Here is a 14,297-nt window from a genome sequence, read left to right as displayed (position 1 = left end):
CGCCTTTTGCGCCCACTGTCTTTTTTACGGTTGGATCAAACATGACCAGGCAACAGCAAGTGGTGATTGTCGGCGGCGGGGTGATTGGCCTGCTCACTGCCTACAATCTCGCCTCCGAAGTGCGCAGCGTGGTGCTGCTGGATCGCTCGAATGTCGGCCAGGAATCGTCCTGGGCTGGCGGCGGCATCGTCTCGCCGTTATACCCGTGGCGCTACAGTCCGGCAGTCACCGCGCTGGCGCATTGGTCGCAGGATTTTTATCCACAGCTCGGCGAGCGCTTGTTTGCTGACACTGGGGTTGATCCTGAAGTGCACACCACTGGTCTGTATTGGTTGGATCTGGACGATGAAGCCGCAGCCATGGCCTGGGCCGCGCGGGAAAATCGGCCGCTGCGGGCTGTGGATATCTCGGCGGCACATGACGCGGTGCCGGTGCTCGGCAGCGGTTTCAGCCGAGCGATCTACATGGCCGATGTCGCCAACGTGCGCAATCCACGGCTGGTCAAATCGCTGAAAGCCGCGCTGCTGGCGCTGCCGAACGTGACGATTCACGAGCAATGCGAAGTCAGTGGTTTCGTCCGCGAGGACGAGCGCGTGGTTGGCGTGCAAACCTCCACTGGGGTGATGAGCGGCGACGAGTTTGTGCTGACGGCGGGGGCGTGGAGCGGCGATCTGCTCAAGACGCTGAACCTGACGCTGCCGGTCGAACCGGTCAAAGGCCAGATGATTCTCTACAAGTGCGCGGCTGATTTCCTGCCGAGCATGGTGCTGGCCAAGGGACGTTATGCGATCCCGCGTCGCGACGGTCACATTCTGATCGGCAGCACGCTGGAGCACGAAGGTTACGACAAGACCCCGACCGATTTAGCGCTGCAAAGCCTCAAGGCCTCGGCGATCGAATTGTTGCCGGCGCTGGCGGACGCCGAAGTGGTCGGGCACTGGGCCGGGCTGCGGCCGGGGTCGCCGGAAGGGGTTCCCTTTATTGGCCGGGTGCCGGGGTTCGAGGGGTTGTGGCTGAACTGCGGGCATTACCGCAACGGGCTGGTGTTGGCGCCGGCGTCGTGTCAGTTGTTTGCTGACGTGATGCTGGGGCGGGCGCCGATTATTGATCCGGCGCCGTATGCGCCTGAGGGCCGGATTTAGTCAGAGGCTGGTAGACCGCCTTCGCGAGCAGGCTCGCTCCCACAGGAATACTCATTCCAAATGTGGGAGCGAGCCTGCTCGCGAAGGGGCCTTCAATCCAGTCCCAATTTCTTCAGCCGATAACGCATCGACCTGAACGACAGACTCAACCGCTGCGCCGCCGCCGTGCGGTTCCAGCGGGTTTCCTCCAGCGCCTGCAAAATCAGCTTCCTCTCGACGCTCTCCAGATAATCCTCAAGATTGTCGACCTGCGTCAGATCGGCCATCGCGCCATCCGCCGTGCAATTGCCTTCGCTCAAACGCAGATCCTGCGCTTCGATCGTGCGGTTTTCACACAAGGTGTGCGCGCGTTCGAGAACATTCTCCAGTTCGCGCACGTTGCCGGGAAAGCGATAGTTCTTCAGCGCCTCCAGCGCTTGCGGGTGCAGGCGCGCTTCGGGTTGTCCGGTGTCTTTGGCCAGGCGCTTGAGTACGTGCATGGCAAGCGCCTCGATGTCGTCGCGGCGTTCGCGCAGGGACGGCACGCGCAGTTCGATGACGTTGAGCCGGTAATACAGATCCTGGCGGAAGCGTTCGGCCGAAACTTCGGCTTCAAGGTCTTTGTGCGTGGCGCAAAGGATGCGTACGTCGACCACCGTTTCTTGCTGGCCGCCGACGCTGCGCACGGCTTTTTCCTGAATCGCCCGCAGCAGTTTTACCTGCATCGACAGCGGCAGGTCGGCGACTTCATCGAGAAACAGAGTGCCGCCATGGGCCGCCTGGAATAGCCCCGGCTTGTCTTCGACGGCACCGGTGAAGCTGCCTTTGCGGTGGCCGAAAAATTCGCTTTCCATCAGTTCCGACGGAATTGCCCCGCAGTTCACCGGCACAAACGGCTGGCTGGCGCGCGGGCCTTGTTCGTGAATCAGACGCGCGACCAGTTCTTTGCCGCTGCCGGATTCACCACTGATGTACACCGGCGCCTGACTGCGTGCGAGCTTGTCGATCTGCTTGCGCAGATTGGCCATCGGCGGCGAATCGCCCAGCAAGCGTCGCTCGATTGCCGTGCTCAAGCCGCCCGCTGTCGGCAGGCGCAGCGCCGAGCTGACCAGTTCACGCAGGCGCGGCAGCTCCACCGGTTTGGTGAGGAAATCGAACGCCCCGGCCTTCAATGCATTGATGGCCGTTTCCAGGCTTCCGTACGCAGTGATCATCGCCACTGGCAGGTTTGGATCGCGTTGCTGAATGTGTTGCACCAGCTCCAGCCCGGTGCCGTCGGGCAGGCGCATGTCGGTCAGGCACAGGTCAAAGTGCTCGCGCTGCAACAGCGCCTGAGCCTCGCCCAGATTGCGTGCGCTGAAGGTCTCGAGTTTCATCCGTCCCAGGGTGATTTCCAGGAGCTCGCGGATATCCGGTTCGTCGTCGACGATTAGAATTTTTTGCCGTGGGCTTGTATTCAACTTTGTTTCCGTCCGTGAGCAAAAGTGATGCAAAAGCAGCCGCCGCCTTGGCGTGATTTGAAGTCTAGGCGTGCCTGGTTGCTTTCGCACAGCTCACGGGACAGATAAAGGCCAAGACCGGTGCCCTGACTGCTCGTAGTGAAGAACGGCTCAAACAGATGCGCCTGTTCATCGGCCGACACGCCGGGGCCGTTGTCCTGCACTTCGAGCACTGCCAATTGGCTGTCGGGGTCGACGAACAGTGCCAGCCAGACGTCGGCCTGCTCGTGCAGTTGGGCACTGTGACGCCAGGCGTTGCGGATCAGATTGTCGAGAATCTGCCGCAGCTGGTTGGGGTCCATCAGTGTGGTGAAATCGCCGGAATTGATTCGCAGATGAATGTGCTGGCGTTCGGTGGCCTGCTCGCGGGTTTCGCCGACGAAGTCTTCCAGCCACGGCTTGAGGTCCAGCCGTTGCGGCGCGCTTTGCTGGCGGCGGGACAGTTGCAGGACGTTTTCGATGACTCGGTTCATGCGCTGGGAGTGGTCTTGAATAATCTGCGTCAGACGTCGATCTGCGCTATCGAGTTCCTCGGACTCGGCCAACAGCTGCGCGGCATGACTGATCGCGCCCAGTGGATTGCGAATTTCATGGGAGATGCCGGCGGTCAAACGCCCGAGCGCAGCGAGCTTGAGTTGCTGGGCTTGTTGGGTGATTTGCGCCAGGTCTTCGAGAAACACCAGTGTCTGCTGGTTCGGACTCTGCTCGAGAGCGATGAAGCTGGGTTGCAGCTCAAGGCCATTGCCGGGGATTTTCAGGCTCTGCGGGCGCAAGGTCGGGTTGTTGCGCCACAGTTGCAGGCGCTCGACGAGTGCTGGCGAATATTCGTCGATCAAATGACCTTGCAGGTGACTATGGCCGAGCAGACTCTGCGCACTGTGATTGGCCAGTTGCACCCGGCGTTGTTCGTCGAGCACCAGAATCCCCGTGCGCATGCGTTGTAGGATCAACGCGTTCAACGCCTCTAGGCTGACCACTTCGCTGGCGCGTTGTTCGGCCAGGTTCTCGCTGACTTCGAGGCGACGAATCAGCCCTTGCACCAGCAGTGAGGCGGCGAAGCACAGCGCGCCGAGGGTGCCGGCTTGCAGGTACGCGTTGGCGCTCAAGGGGCGGCTGAGTCCCAGCAGAAAACTCAGGCCGACAATGCCGATCGCCGCAATGGCGGCAATCAGCAGGCCGATGCGTCGGCGCAGCAGGGTGTTGCTGATCGCCACCGAGACCACCAGCAAATTGCCCAGCGCACTGGCCACGCCGCCGGCCGCGTAGAACAGGCCGCACAACAGCAGCACGTCGACGAGGGCCAGGGTGAACAACTGCGCCGGGCGCCGGGTGTTTTCGAGGAACACCACCAGCAGCATATTGATGATCAGGTACAGCCAGCTGCCGCCGCGCAGCAGATCGTCGTTGGCCGACGTCAGCAGGCGGTTGTCCATGTTGCTGGAGATCAGCAACACCAGAGTGATGCCGACACTTAAACGGTAGAGGTGATAAAGGCGCAGCAGACGCTGCGCCTGTTTCTGGTCGGCGTTGACGGCCTCAGCGACCACTGGCGCCCGGGCCTTGCTCGAGATGAGCCTGGCTGCAATACCACAGTTGCTGGTTGCCCAGCGCGCGGTCGCGCGGCAGGTGCACGCCGCAGTGGGCGCAACGCACCATCGGCGGCGCGTCCTGTTCGCGCGGCGATCGGGCGGACGAGGCGGGGGCCTTGAATTTGCGCCAGAGCCAGATGGCGGCGAAGATCAGGGCAATCCAGAACAATAAACGAAGCATGATGAGCGGCTTTTCGACTGATGATCCGGCAGTTTAGCCAAGGACCCGATCAGCGCACAGCCTATTAAAGCGCGGCAATAAAAAAGGGAGATCCGCAGATCTCCCTTTTTTCGTACAGCCGGTGTGATCAGTCGAACACGCCGAAGGTCATGTAGTTGAACCACGAGCGGTCGGTGTCGCTGGATTCCGGTTCTGGCTCTTCGATCACGTCGCCGTTCTCGTCTTTAGGCTTGAGCTCGTTCGGGATCGCATCTTTCGCGTCCTGGAACTGCTTCTGCACGTCCTGGTTGGCGCGGGTTTCGCCCGGCGGCAGCGGTGGACGCGATTCGATCAGGCCCAAAGTCGCTTTGCTCAGGAACGAACGGTTGTCAGCTTCGGCTACGCGTGGCACGAACTGGCCATCCTCCAGGCTCGGGTGGTCCGGATAGTTGAGCTTCAGGGTTTCCAGGCTGGTGGCCGCCAGATCGTCGAGGTGCAGACGCTGGTAGGCTTCAGTCATCACCGCCAGGCCGTCGCCGACCGATGGGGTTTCCTGGAAGTTTTCTACGACGTACTTGCCACGGTTGGCAGCGGCTACATAAGCCTGACGGGTCAGGTAGTAGTCAGCGACGTGGATTTCGTAGGCGGCCAGCAGGTTGCGCAGATAGATCATGCGCTGCTTGGCGTCCGGCGCGTAGCGGCTGTTCGGGTAGCGGCTGGTCAGTTGCGCGAACTCGTTGTACGAGTCGCGGGCGGCGCCCGGGTCACGCTTGGTCATGTCCAGCGGCAGGAAGCGCGCCAGCAGGCCGACGTCCTGGTCGAACGAAGTCAGACCCTTGAGGTAGTACGCGTAATCCACGTTCGGATGCTGCGGATGCAAACGAATGAATCGCTCGGCGGCAGACTTTGCAGCTTCCGGCTCGGCGTTCTTGTAGTTGGCGTAGATCAACTCCAGCTGAGCCTGATCGGCGTAGCGACCGAACGGATAACGCGACTCCAGAGCCTTCAGCTTGGCTGTGGCGCTGGTGTAGCTGTTGTTGTCCAGGTCAGTCTGAGCCTGCTGATACAGCTCGGCTTCGCTGAGGTTTTCGTCTACGACTTCCTTCGATGAGCAAGCAGCGGTCAATGCGAGGATGGCGATCAGCAGCAGGTGTTTCACTTGCATGGCGGCTTGCGTCCCTATGACGGCCGCTGTCTTGGGCGGGGCCGTCCTGTTATGATGAGCGCCCCGTTGAAAAGCCTCGGGGCAAAAGACGCCGTATTTAACCACAAGCGCGCAGCCGAAACCAAAGGCTGTGCCGACGCCCAGTCCGAGCATGTCCGATAAAATTGAACTTCGCGCAGAGGTGCCGTCCGAATTGGGCGGCCAACGCCTCGATCAAGTCGCCGCCCAACTCTTCGCTGAGCACTCACGCTCGCGCCTTTCCGCCTGGATCAAAGAAGGTCGCCTGACTGTGGACGGGGCGGTGATCCGCCCGCGCGACATTGTGCATGGCGGTGCCGTCCTTGAGCTGACTGCCGAGCAGGAAGCCCAGGGCGAGTGGATCGCCCAGGACATCGAGCTCGACATCGTCTATGAAGACGACGACATCCTGGTGATCAACAAGCCTGCGGGCCTGGTGGTGCACCCGGCCGCCGGTCACGCCGATGGCACCCTGCTCAACGCTTTGTTGCACCATGTGCCGGACATCATCAATGTCCCGCGCGCCGGTATCGTGCATCGTCTGGACAAGGACACCACCGGTCTGATGGTGGTGGCCAAGACCATTCAGGCGCAGACCAAGCTGGTCGCACAATTGCAGAGCCGCAGCGTCAGCCGTATCTACGAGTGCATCGTGATCGGCGTGGTCACCGCCGGCGGCAAGATCAATGCGCCGATCGGTCGTCACGGCCAGCAACGCCAGCGCATGGCAGTGATGGAAGGCGGCAAGCCTGCCGTCAGCCATTACCGCGTGCTCGAGCGTTTCCGTTCGCACACCCACGTGCGGGTGAAACTGGAAACCGGTCGGACCCACCAGATCCGCGTGCACATGGCGCACATCAACTTCCCATTGGTCGGCGATCCTGCGTATGGCGGGCGTTTCCGCATTCCGCCTGCGGCCAACCCGACCATGGTGGAATCGCTCAAGCACTTCCCGCGTCAGGCGCTGCACGCGCGCTTCCTTGAACTCGATCACCCGACGAGCGGTGAGCGCATGAGCTGGGAATCGCCGCTGCCGGAAGATTTCGTCTGGCTGCTGACCCTGCTCAAGCAGGATCGCGAGGCCTTCGTCGGATGAACTGGCTGACGCCGGACTGGCCTGCGCCGGCCAGCGTCAGGGCCTGTGTCACCACCCGCGAGGGTGGTGTCAGCGAGGCGCCGTTCGACAGCCTCAATCTGGGCGATCATGTCGATGATCGCCCGCAAGCGGTGGCCGAAAATCGTCGCCGCTTGACCGAACACTTCTCCATACAGCCTGCCTGGTTGCAGCAAGTGCACGGGATCACCGTTGCGCATGCTGATCCGGGCATCGTTGCGACTGCAGATGCCAGTTGGACGGCAACGCCGGGTATTGCCTGCGCGGCGATGACGGCAGACTGTTTGCCGGCATTGTTCTGCGATCGTGCCGGCACGCGTGTCGCGGCCGCTCATGCCGGTTGGCGTGGTCTGGCGGCGGGCGTGCTTGAGGCAACTCTCGACAGCCTCGATGTTCCTGCTGACGAGGTACTGGTCTGGCTCGGCCCGGCCATTGGCCCCAAAGCCTTTGAAGTCGGTCCGGAAGTACGGGAAGTCTTCATCAATCAACTGCCTGAAGCAGCAGAAGCGTTCGTACCGAGCAACAATGCCGGCAAGTTCATGGCTGATATCTATCTGCTGGCGCGCCTGCGTCTGGCTGAACGGGGTGTCACGGCTGTTTATGGTGGCGGTTTCTGCACCGTGACCGATCCGCGCTTCTTCTCCTATCGCCGTGCGTCGCGCACCGGTCGTTTCGCCTCTCTTGTTTGGCTCACCCGCTAAACTCTCTGATCTGCATCAACTCTCCGACGCTTGAATCTCCCAGAATCGACCGCATCTACAGTGGTATCTGGCAGGTTTCTTTATTCAGGATGGTTTCTTAGGTCCGGCCTGCTCAAAAGGAAGGTGACCCATGCGTATTGACCGTTTAACCAGCAAATTACAGTTGGCCCTGTCCGACGCCCAGTCGTTGGCGGTTGGCCACGATCATCCGGCCATCGAGCCGGCGCACTTGATGCAGGCCATGCTTGAACAGCAGGGCGGTTCGATCAAGCCGTTGCTGATGCAAGTAGGCTTCGACGTCAACAGCTTGCGTAAAGAGCTGACCAAAGAGCTCGATCAACTACCGAAAATCCAGAACCCGACCGGCGACGTCAACATGTCGCAGGATCTGGCGCGTCTGCTCAATCAGGCTGACCGTCTCGCTCAGCAGAAGGGCGACCAGTTCATTTCCAGCGAACTGGTGCTGCTCGCCGCGATGGACGAGAACAGCAAGCTCGGCAAGTTGCTGCTCGGCCAAGGCGTGAGCAAGAAAGCCTTGGAAAACGCGATCAACAACCTGCGTGGTGGCGAAGCGGTAAATGACGCCAACCACGAAGAGTCGCGGCAGGCACTGGATAAATACACCGTCGATCTGACCAAGCGCGCCGAAGAAGGCAAGCTTGATCCGGTGATCGGCCGCGACGACGAAATCCGCCGCACCATTCAGGTTCTGCAACGCCGCACCAAGAACAACCCGGTGCTGATCGGTGAACCTGGCGTGGGTAAAACCGCGATCGCCGAGGGGCTGGCGCAGCGCATCATCAACGGCGAAGTGCCAGACGGCCTTAAAGGCAAGCGCCTGCTGTCGCTGGACATGGGCGCGCTGATTGCCGGCGCCAAGTATCGCGGTGAGTTCGAAGAGCGCCTGAAATCGTTGCTCAACGAACTGTCGAAGCAGGAAGGGCAGATCATTCTGTTCATCGACGAACTGCACACCATGGTCGGCGCCGGTAAAGGCGAAGGCTCGATGGACGCTGGCAACATGCTCAAGCCTGCGCTGGCTCGCGGCGAGCTGCACTGCGTCGGCGCGACCACGCTCAATGAGTACCGCCAATATATAGAGAAGGACGCGGCGCTCGAGCGGCGTTTCCAGAAAGTTCTGGTGGACGAGCCGAGCGAAGAAGACACCATCGCGATTCTGCGTGGCCTCAAGGAGCGTTACGAGGTCCACCACAAAGTGGCGATCACCGATGGCGCGATCATCGCTGCGGCCAAGCTTAGCCATCGCTACATCACGGATCGACAGCTGCCGGACAAGGCCATCGACCTGATCGACGAGGCCGCCAGCCGTATCCGCATGGAAATCGACTCCAAGCCGGAAGTTCTCGATCGTCTGGAGCGGCGCCTGATTCAGTTGAAAGTGGAATCCCAGGCCCTGAAGAAAGAAAGCGACGACGCAGCGAAGAAACGCCTGGAAAAACTCCAGGAAGAAATCGAGCGTCACGAACGTGAGTACTCGGATCTGGAAGAAATCTGGAACTCGGAAAAAGCCGAGGTGCAGGGTTCTGCGCAGATCCAGCAGAAGATCGAACAGTCGCGCCAGGAACTGGAAGCCGCACGGCGCAAAGGCGACCTGAACCGCATGGCCGAGTTGCAGTACGGGGTGATCCCGGATCTGGAACGCAGCCTGCAGATGGTCGACCAGCACGGCAAGAGCGAAAACCAGTTGCTGCGCAGCAAGGTAACTGAGGAAGAGATTGCCGAAGTCGTGTCGAAGTGGACCGGCATCCCGGTGTCGAAAATGCTCGAAGGCGAGCGCGACAAGCTGATGAAGATGGAGAGCCTGTTGCACAAACGGGTAATCGGTCAGGAAGAAGCGGTCGTTGCAGTGGCCAACGCCGTGCGGCGTTCCCGCGCCGGGCTGTCCGACCCGAATCGGCCGAGCGGCTCGTTCATGTTCCTCGGCCCGACCGGTGTCGGTAAAACCGAGCTGTGCAAGGCTTTGGCCGAGTTCCTCTTCGATACTGAAGAGGCGATGGTGCGGATCGACATGTCCGAGTTCATGGAGAAACATTCCGTGGCTCGTCTGATCGGTGCGCCACCAGGCTACGTCGGCTATGAAGAGGGCGGTTACCTGACCGAAGCGGTGCGTCGCAAGCCGTATTCGGTGATCCTCATGGACGAAGTCGAGAAGGCGCACCCGGATGTGTTCAACATCCTCCTGCAAGTGCTTGAGGATGGCCGTCTGACCGACAGTCACGGGCGTACGGTGGACTTCCGCAACACGGTGATCGTGATGACGTCCAACCTCGGGTCGATGCAGATCCAGGAACTGGTCGGTGATCGTGAGGCGCAGCGTGCTGCTGTGATGGACGCGCTGACCTCGCACTTCCGTCCTGAGTTCATCAACCGCGTTGACGAAGTGGTGATCTTCGAGCCGCTGGCGCGGGATCAGATCGCCGGCATTACCGAGATCCAGTTGGGCCGCCTGCGCAGCCGCCTGGCGGAGCGCGAGCTGAAGCTGGAGCTGAGCCCGGAGGCGATGGACAAGCTGATCGCCGTCGGTTACGACCCGGTGTATGGCGCACGTCCTTTGAAACGGGCGATCCAGCGCTGGATCGAAAACCCGCTGGCACAGTTGATCCTGTCGGGTCATTTCATGCCGGGCGACACCGCCACCGGCAAGGTCGAGAACGACGAAATCGTTTTCGGCTAAGCCTCAGCGGCAATGAAACCGGGAAGGCCTCGCATTGCGAGGCCTTTTTTTCGCCAGGCTGTTGAACTCAAAGGAAAAGGCTTGTAAAGTGCGCCCCGCAGTCAGTCACCGGCAGCGTTTCAACCCACCGGGTTGGAATCTGAAATAAGTTGCAAATCATTAACTTGAAAGCAATTTAGGGGGTTGACAGAGGTGTTCTAGGTTGTAGAATAGCGCGCCTCAGACACACGAACGCAGCGATGCGAACGGGTGGCGAGATGCAACAAAGCTTCACCGTTGTAAATTGAAATATGTAGTTCCGTGATAGCTCAGTCGGTAGAGCAAATGACTGTTAATCATTGGGTCCCAGGTTCGAGTCCTGGTCACGGAGCCAATTTCAAACCGGGGTATAGCGCAGTCCGGTAGCGCGCCTGCTTTGGGAGCAGGATGTCAGGAGTTCGAATCCCCTTACCCCGACCATTTTTGGGTCGTTAGCTCAGTTGGTAGAGCAGTTGGCTTTTAACCAATTGGTCGTAGGTTCGAATCCCACACGACCCACCATTTTTGAAACCAGTTTGCGCTGGGATCGAATCTTAAGATCAGAGGCCAAAAGCGCTGATCGAAGAAGGCGATCTTTGAAAGGTCGCCTTTTTTTTACCGGGGTATAGCGCAGTCCGGTAGCGCGCCTGCTTTGGGAGCAGGATGTCAGGAGTTCGAATCCCCTTACCCCGACCATATTGAAAATCCTCGTATCGAAAGATACGGGGATTTTTTTTGCCTGCCGAAAGCTGAATCCCTTCAAGTCGTCATACAACCTGCCGATAGCCCGCTAACACGAGGGGACTGCCAACGCTTCGCCCCTTGATCTGGCCATTACAAGAATAAGGGCGTTCGTCATGTTGCTTCGTCAGTTGAATATTGCTCCCCGGGCTGCCCTGGGATTTGCCCTGATCGCGGTGCTGGTGGCCTTGCTCGGCGTGTTTGCGCTGGGGCAGATGTCGAGCATTCGCGACAGCGAGGTGGCGGTGGAGAACCGCTGGTTGCCGAGCATCCGTGGCGGCGACGAGATCCGCGAACTGATGCTGCGCATCCGCACCATCTCCCTGCGCATGGCGCTCGATCAGGATCCGGCCAATATCGCCACCTATCGCGGCCAGATGGACACCCGCGACAAGGAACTGAGCGAGAAGATCGCCGCCTACGACAAACTGGTCGACACTGCCGAAGGTCAGCAGCTGTATGACCAGTTCAAGAAAACCTTCGCCGCCTATCGCACCGGCATCGCCCAGTCATTCACCCTCGCCGAGCAAGGCAAGCGTGACGAGTTGACCAAATTGTTGCTGGTTGACATGAAGACCGTGGTCGACGGCTCCGGCAAGCAACTCAACGATCTCGCCGATCTGTTCGCCCGCCAGGTCGCCGCCGAAAGCGAGAAGTCCGCCGCGCATTATGAAACCTCGCGGACCATCGTCAGCCTGTTCATTGGTCTGGCAGCGCTGGCCACAGTGGCGCTGGCGATGTTGCTCACGCGCAGTATCGTGCGCCCGCTGAGCAGCGCTGTGGATGCCGCTGAAAGTGTCGCCAAGGGCGATCTCACGCGGCCGATCGAAACCCATGGCAACGACGAAGTCAGCCGCTTGCTCAAAGCCTTGGCGACGATGCAACAGAACCTGCGCGAGACCCTGCAAGGTATCAGCGGCTCAGCCACACAACTGGCCACCGCCGCTGACGAACTGAGCGCCGTCACTGTCGACAGCACCCAAGGCCTGCAAGAGCAGAACAACGAAATTGAACAAGCTGCCACTGCGGTCAACGAGATGACCGCTGCGGTGGAGGAGGTCGCGCGCAACGCGGTGTCGACGTCCGATGCCACGCGCCAGTCCAGTCAATCAGCGCAATTGGGCCAGGAGCGCGTCAGCGAAACCGCCAGCGCGATCAATGCCCTGGCCAGTGATGTGCAAAACACCGGCGAGCTGGTGCAGTCGCTGGCCAATCAATCGCAAGACATCGGCAAGGTTCTGGACGTGATTCGCGCAATCGCTGAGCAGACCAATCTGCTGGCGCTCAACGCTGCCATCGAGGCAGCACGCGCGGGCGAAAGCGGTCGCGGCTTTGCGGTGGTAGCCGATGAGGTGCGCGCGCTGGCGTATCGCACCCAGCAATCGACGCAGGAAATCGAACAGATGGTGCAAGGCATGCGCAGCGGTTCGAGCCAGGCGCTGGAGTCAATGCAGGCCAGCGCATCTCGTGCGGCGAGTACGCTGGTTCTCGCAGAGCGGGCAGGTGAGGCGTTGGTGACGATCACGGCGTCGGTGCACGAGATTCACGAGCGCAACCTCGTGATCGCCAGCGCCGCCGAGGAGCAGGCGCAGGTTGCGCGGGAAGTGGATCGCAATCTGGTGAACATTCGCGACCTGTCGGTGCGTTCGGCTGCGGGGGCTGATCAGACCAGCGCATCGAGCCATGAGCTTTCGCAACTGGCCAATGCGCTGCAGGGCATGGTGCGACGCTTTCAGCTCTGATGAACAGAGATCAATTGCAGGCCTTCGCCTGCTGATTTGCGCACAACACGAAACAATGTGGGAGCGAGCCTGCTCGCGAAGGGGCCGGATCATTCAACGACAGTGTTGACAGACCCACCGCTTTCGCGAGCAGGCTCGCTCCCACAGGTTGGCGCTTTAGTGCAGTTTCAGACGCGGTTCGGTGCCACGACCAATCTTGCTGCCCAGCATCAACATCGCCGTGCGGAACGGCCCGTACAGCGCCATCTGGTGCATGCGGTACAGCGACACATAGAACATCCGCGCCAGCCAGCCTTCGAGCATGACGCTGCCGGTCAGGTTACCCATCAAGTTACCCACAGCAGAAAAACGCGACAGTGAAATCAGCGAGCCGTAGTCGGTGTACTTGTACTCCGGCAGGGTCTTGCCTTCGATGCGCAATTTCAGCGACTTGGCCAGCAGCGACGCCTGTTGGTGTGCCGCTTGTGCCCGTGGCGGCACGTTGCGATCGGTGCCCGGTTGCGGGCAGGCCGCGCAGTCGCCGAAGGCAAAGATGTTTTCGTCGCGAGTGGTTTGCAGAGTCGGCAGCACTTGCAGCTGATTGATGCGGTTGGTCTCCAGACCGTCGATGTCCTTGAGGAAACCCGGTGCGCGAATGCCGGCAGCCCAGACTTTCAGGCTGGCCTTGATCTCGTTGCCATCGGCGGTGATCAGGCTGTCGGCAGTCACTTCGCTGACTGCTGCGTTGGTCATCACATTGACCCCGAGCTTCTCCAGGGTTTTGTGCACCGGCCCGCTGATGCGCTCCGGCAGGGCAGGCAGCACCCGTGGGCCGGCTTCGATCAGCGTGATGTGCATGTTTTCCGGTTTGATCCGGTCCAGACCATAAGCGGCCAATTCATGGGCGGCGTTGTGCAGCTCTGCCGCCAGTTCGACGCCAGTGGCGCCAGCGCCGACGATGGCCACGCTGATCTGCTCGACCACGTCGGTCTGCCCGGCGTGGGCGCGCAGATAATGATTGAGCAATTGCTGGTGGAAGCGCTCAGCCTGTTTGCGTGTATCGAGGAACAGACAATGCTGCGCCGCGCCCTGGGTGCCGAAATCGTTGGTGGTGCTGCCGACGCTGATCACCAGCGAGTCATAAGCCACTTCACGCGCCGGTACCAGCTCGACGCCGTTTTCGTCATAGGTCGCGGCCAACTGGATTTTCTTCTGCGCACGATCAAGCCCGCTCATGCGCCCAAGCTGGAACTCGAAGTGGTTCCATTTCGCCTGGGCGACATAGTTGAGTTCGTCTTCGGAGGAGTTCAGGGAACCGGCGGCCACTTCGTGCAGCAGCGGTTTCCAGATGTGGGTCAGGTTCGCGTCGACCAGCATCACGCTGGCCGTGCCGCGCTTGCCCAGAGTCTTACCCAGACGGGTAGCCAACTCCAGACCGCCGGCGCCGCCGCCGACAATGACAATACGATGGGACATAGGGATAACTCGCAAGGTTTTTAAAGGAAATCGGTGCGGTTACCCGAGGGAGCGCAAGGCAGCTCATAACGTCAGGTAACTGATAAATCGGCTCAACAGGCCCAGACCAATGGTCACTGCCAGCACCAGCACCAGGAGCATCCAAGGCCGGAAAGGCCGGCGCTCGACACGGTGTTGGGACAATTGCAGGTACTCTTCGACATGCTTTTGGTCTTCGGGGTTCAGGCGGCTGGTCATATTTGCCTCGTCAGGTAGACGTTACTGAATGAGCACAGGCTA

General features: G+C 60.4%; 11 protein-coding genes and 4 tRNA genes. 9 read left to right on the top strand and 6 right to left on the bottom strand.

Annotation, left to right across the window (positions count from 1 at the left end; translation table 11 throughout):
- Positions 1 to 41 precede the first annotated feature (41 nt).
- Complete coding sequence (gene thiO / locus AB9L16_RS22020; protein ID WP_252878916.1) at positions 42 to 1,142, top strand: glycine oxidase ThiO; 1,101 nt, start codon at positions 42 to 44, stop codon at positions 1,140 to 1,142.
- A gap of 92 nt (positions 1,143 to 1,234) precedes the next feature.
- On the opposite strand, the gene AB9L16_RS22015 is transcribed toward thiO, so the two are convergent.
- The 4 genes from AB9L16_RS22015 to AB9L16_RS22000 all read right to left on the bottom strand — a co-directional run bounded on the left by AB9L16_RS22015 (position 1,235) and on the right by AB9L16_RS22000 (position 5,534).
- Positions 1,235 to 2,581: a sigma-54-dependent transcriptional regulator gene (locus tag AB9L16_RS22015; protein WP_375122703.1), complete on the bottom strand. Its 1,347-nt coding sequence runs from the start codon at positions 2,579 to 2,581 to the stop codon at positions 1,235 to 1,237.
- Positions 2,578 to 4,167 carry a PAS domain-containing sensor histidine kinase gene (locus AB9L16_RS22010; protein WP_305381549.1) on the bottom strand — a complete coding sequence of 530 codons (1,590 nt, stop codon included), beginning with the start codon at positions 4,165 to 4,167 and terminating at the stop codon, positions 2,578 to 2,580. The genes AB9L16_RS22015 and AB9L16_RS22010 overlap by 4 nt, the downstream gene beginning before the upstream one ends.
- On the bottom strand, positions 4,157 to 4,390 hold the full coding sequence (locus AB9L16_RS22005; RefSeq protein ID WP_056790465.1) for a PP0621 family protein: 234 nt from the start codon (positions 4,388 to 4,390) through the stop codon (positions 4,157 to 4,159). Before AB9L16_RS22005 ends, AB9L16_RS22010 begins: the two co-directional genes overlap by 11 nt.
- Before the next feature lie 127 nt (positions 4,391 to 4,517).
- Positions 4,518 to 5,534 (bottom strand): outer membrane protein assembly factor BamD, encoded by a 1,017-nt coding sequence (locus AB9L16_RS22000; protein WP_375122702.1) that lies wholly within the window; start codon positions 5,532 to 5,534, stop codon positions 4,518 to 4,520.
- 151 nt (positions 5,535 to 5,685) lie between these two features.
- Here AB9L16_RS22000 and rluD point away from each other — a divergent pair, with 151 nt between their 5' ends.
- The 8 genes from rluD (at position 5,686) to AB9L16_RS21960 (ending at position 12,563) form a co-directional block, all read left to right on the top strand.
- Positions 5,686 to 6,648 (top strand): 23S rRNA pseudouridine(1911/1915/1917) synthase RluD, encoded by a 963-nt coding sequence (gene rluD / locus AB9L16_RS21995; RefSeq protein ID WP_016773140.1) that lies wholly within the window; start codon positions 5,686 to 5,688, stop codon positions 6,646 to 6,648.
- Complete coding sequence (pgeF, locus tag AB9L16_RS21990) at positions 6,645 to 7,367, top strand: peptidoglycan editing factor PgeF (RefSeq protein WP_095181838.1); 723 nt, start codon at positions 6,645 to 6,647, stop codon at positions 7,365 to 7,367. Before rluD ends, pgeF begins: the two co-directional genes overlap by 4 nt.
- 130 nt (positions 7,368 to 7,497) lie before the next feature.
- Positions 7,498 to 10,062, top strand: a complete 2,565-nt coding sequence (gene clpB / locus AB9L16_RS21985; protein ID WP_056790458.1) for an ATP-dependent chaperone ClpB — start codon at positions 7,498 to 7,500, stop codon at positions 10,060 to 10,062.
- A gap of 297 nt (positions 10,063 to 10,359) precedes the next feature.
- A tRNA-Asn gene (locus AB9L16_RS21980) sits at positions 10,360 to 10,435 on the top strand.
- Between the two features lie 9 nt (positions 10,436 to 10,444).
- A tRNA-Pro gene (locus AB9L16_RS21975) sits at positions 10,445 to 10,521 on the top strand.
- Between the two features lie 5 nt (positions 10,522 to 10,526).
- Positions 10,527 to 10,602: transfer RNA gene (locus AB9L16_RS21970), tRNA-Lys, on the top strand.
- 97 nt (positions 10,603 to 10,699) lie between these two features.
- Positions 10,700 to 10,776: transfer RNA gene (locus AB9L16_RS21965), tRNA-Pro, on the top strand.
- 161 nt (positions 10,777 to 10,937) lie between these two features.
- Complete coding sequence (locus AB9L16_RS21960) at positions 10,938 to 12,563, top strand: methyl-accepting chemotaxis protein (RefSeq protein WP_041477812.1); 1,626 nt, start codon at positions 10,938 to 10,940, stop codon at positions 12,561 to 12,563.
- A gap of 156 nt (positions 12,564 to 12,719) precedes the next feature.
- On the opposite strand, the gene AB9L16_RS21955 is transcribed toward AB9L16_RS21960, so the two are convergent.
- On the bottom strand, positions 12,720 to 14,018 hold the full coding sequence (locus AB9L16_RS21955) for an NAD(P)/FAD-dependent oxidoreductase (RefSeq protein ID WP_016773144.1): 1,299 nt from the start codon (positions 14,016 to 14,018) through the stop codon (positions 12,720 to 12,722).
- 63 nt (positions 14,019 to 14,081) lie between these two features.
- Positions 14,082 to 14,255 carry a DUF3094 domain-containing protein gene (locus tag AB9L16_RS21950; RefSeq protein ID WP_007909875.1) on the bottom strand — a complete coding sequence of 58 codons (174 nt, stop codon included), beginning with the start codon at positions 14,253 to 14,255 and terminating at the stop codon, positions 14,082 to 14,084.
- Positions 14,256 to 14,297 lie beyond the last annotated feature (42 nt).

Source organism: Pseudomonas sp. LW8 (assembly GCF_041956865.1).
Lineage (GTDB): Bacteria > Pseudomonadota > Gammaproteobacteria > Pseudomonadales > Pseudomonadaceae > Aquipseudomonas > Aquipseudomonas siliginis.
Note: the sequence above shows the minus strand (reverse complement) of the source record. Positions and strands in the feature narration are given on the sequence as shown.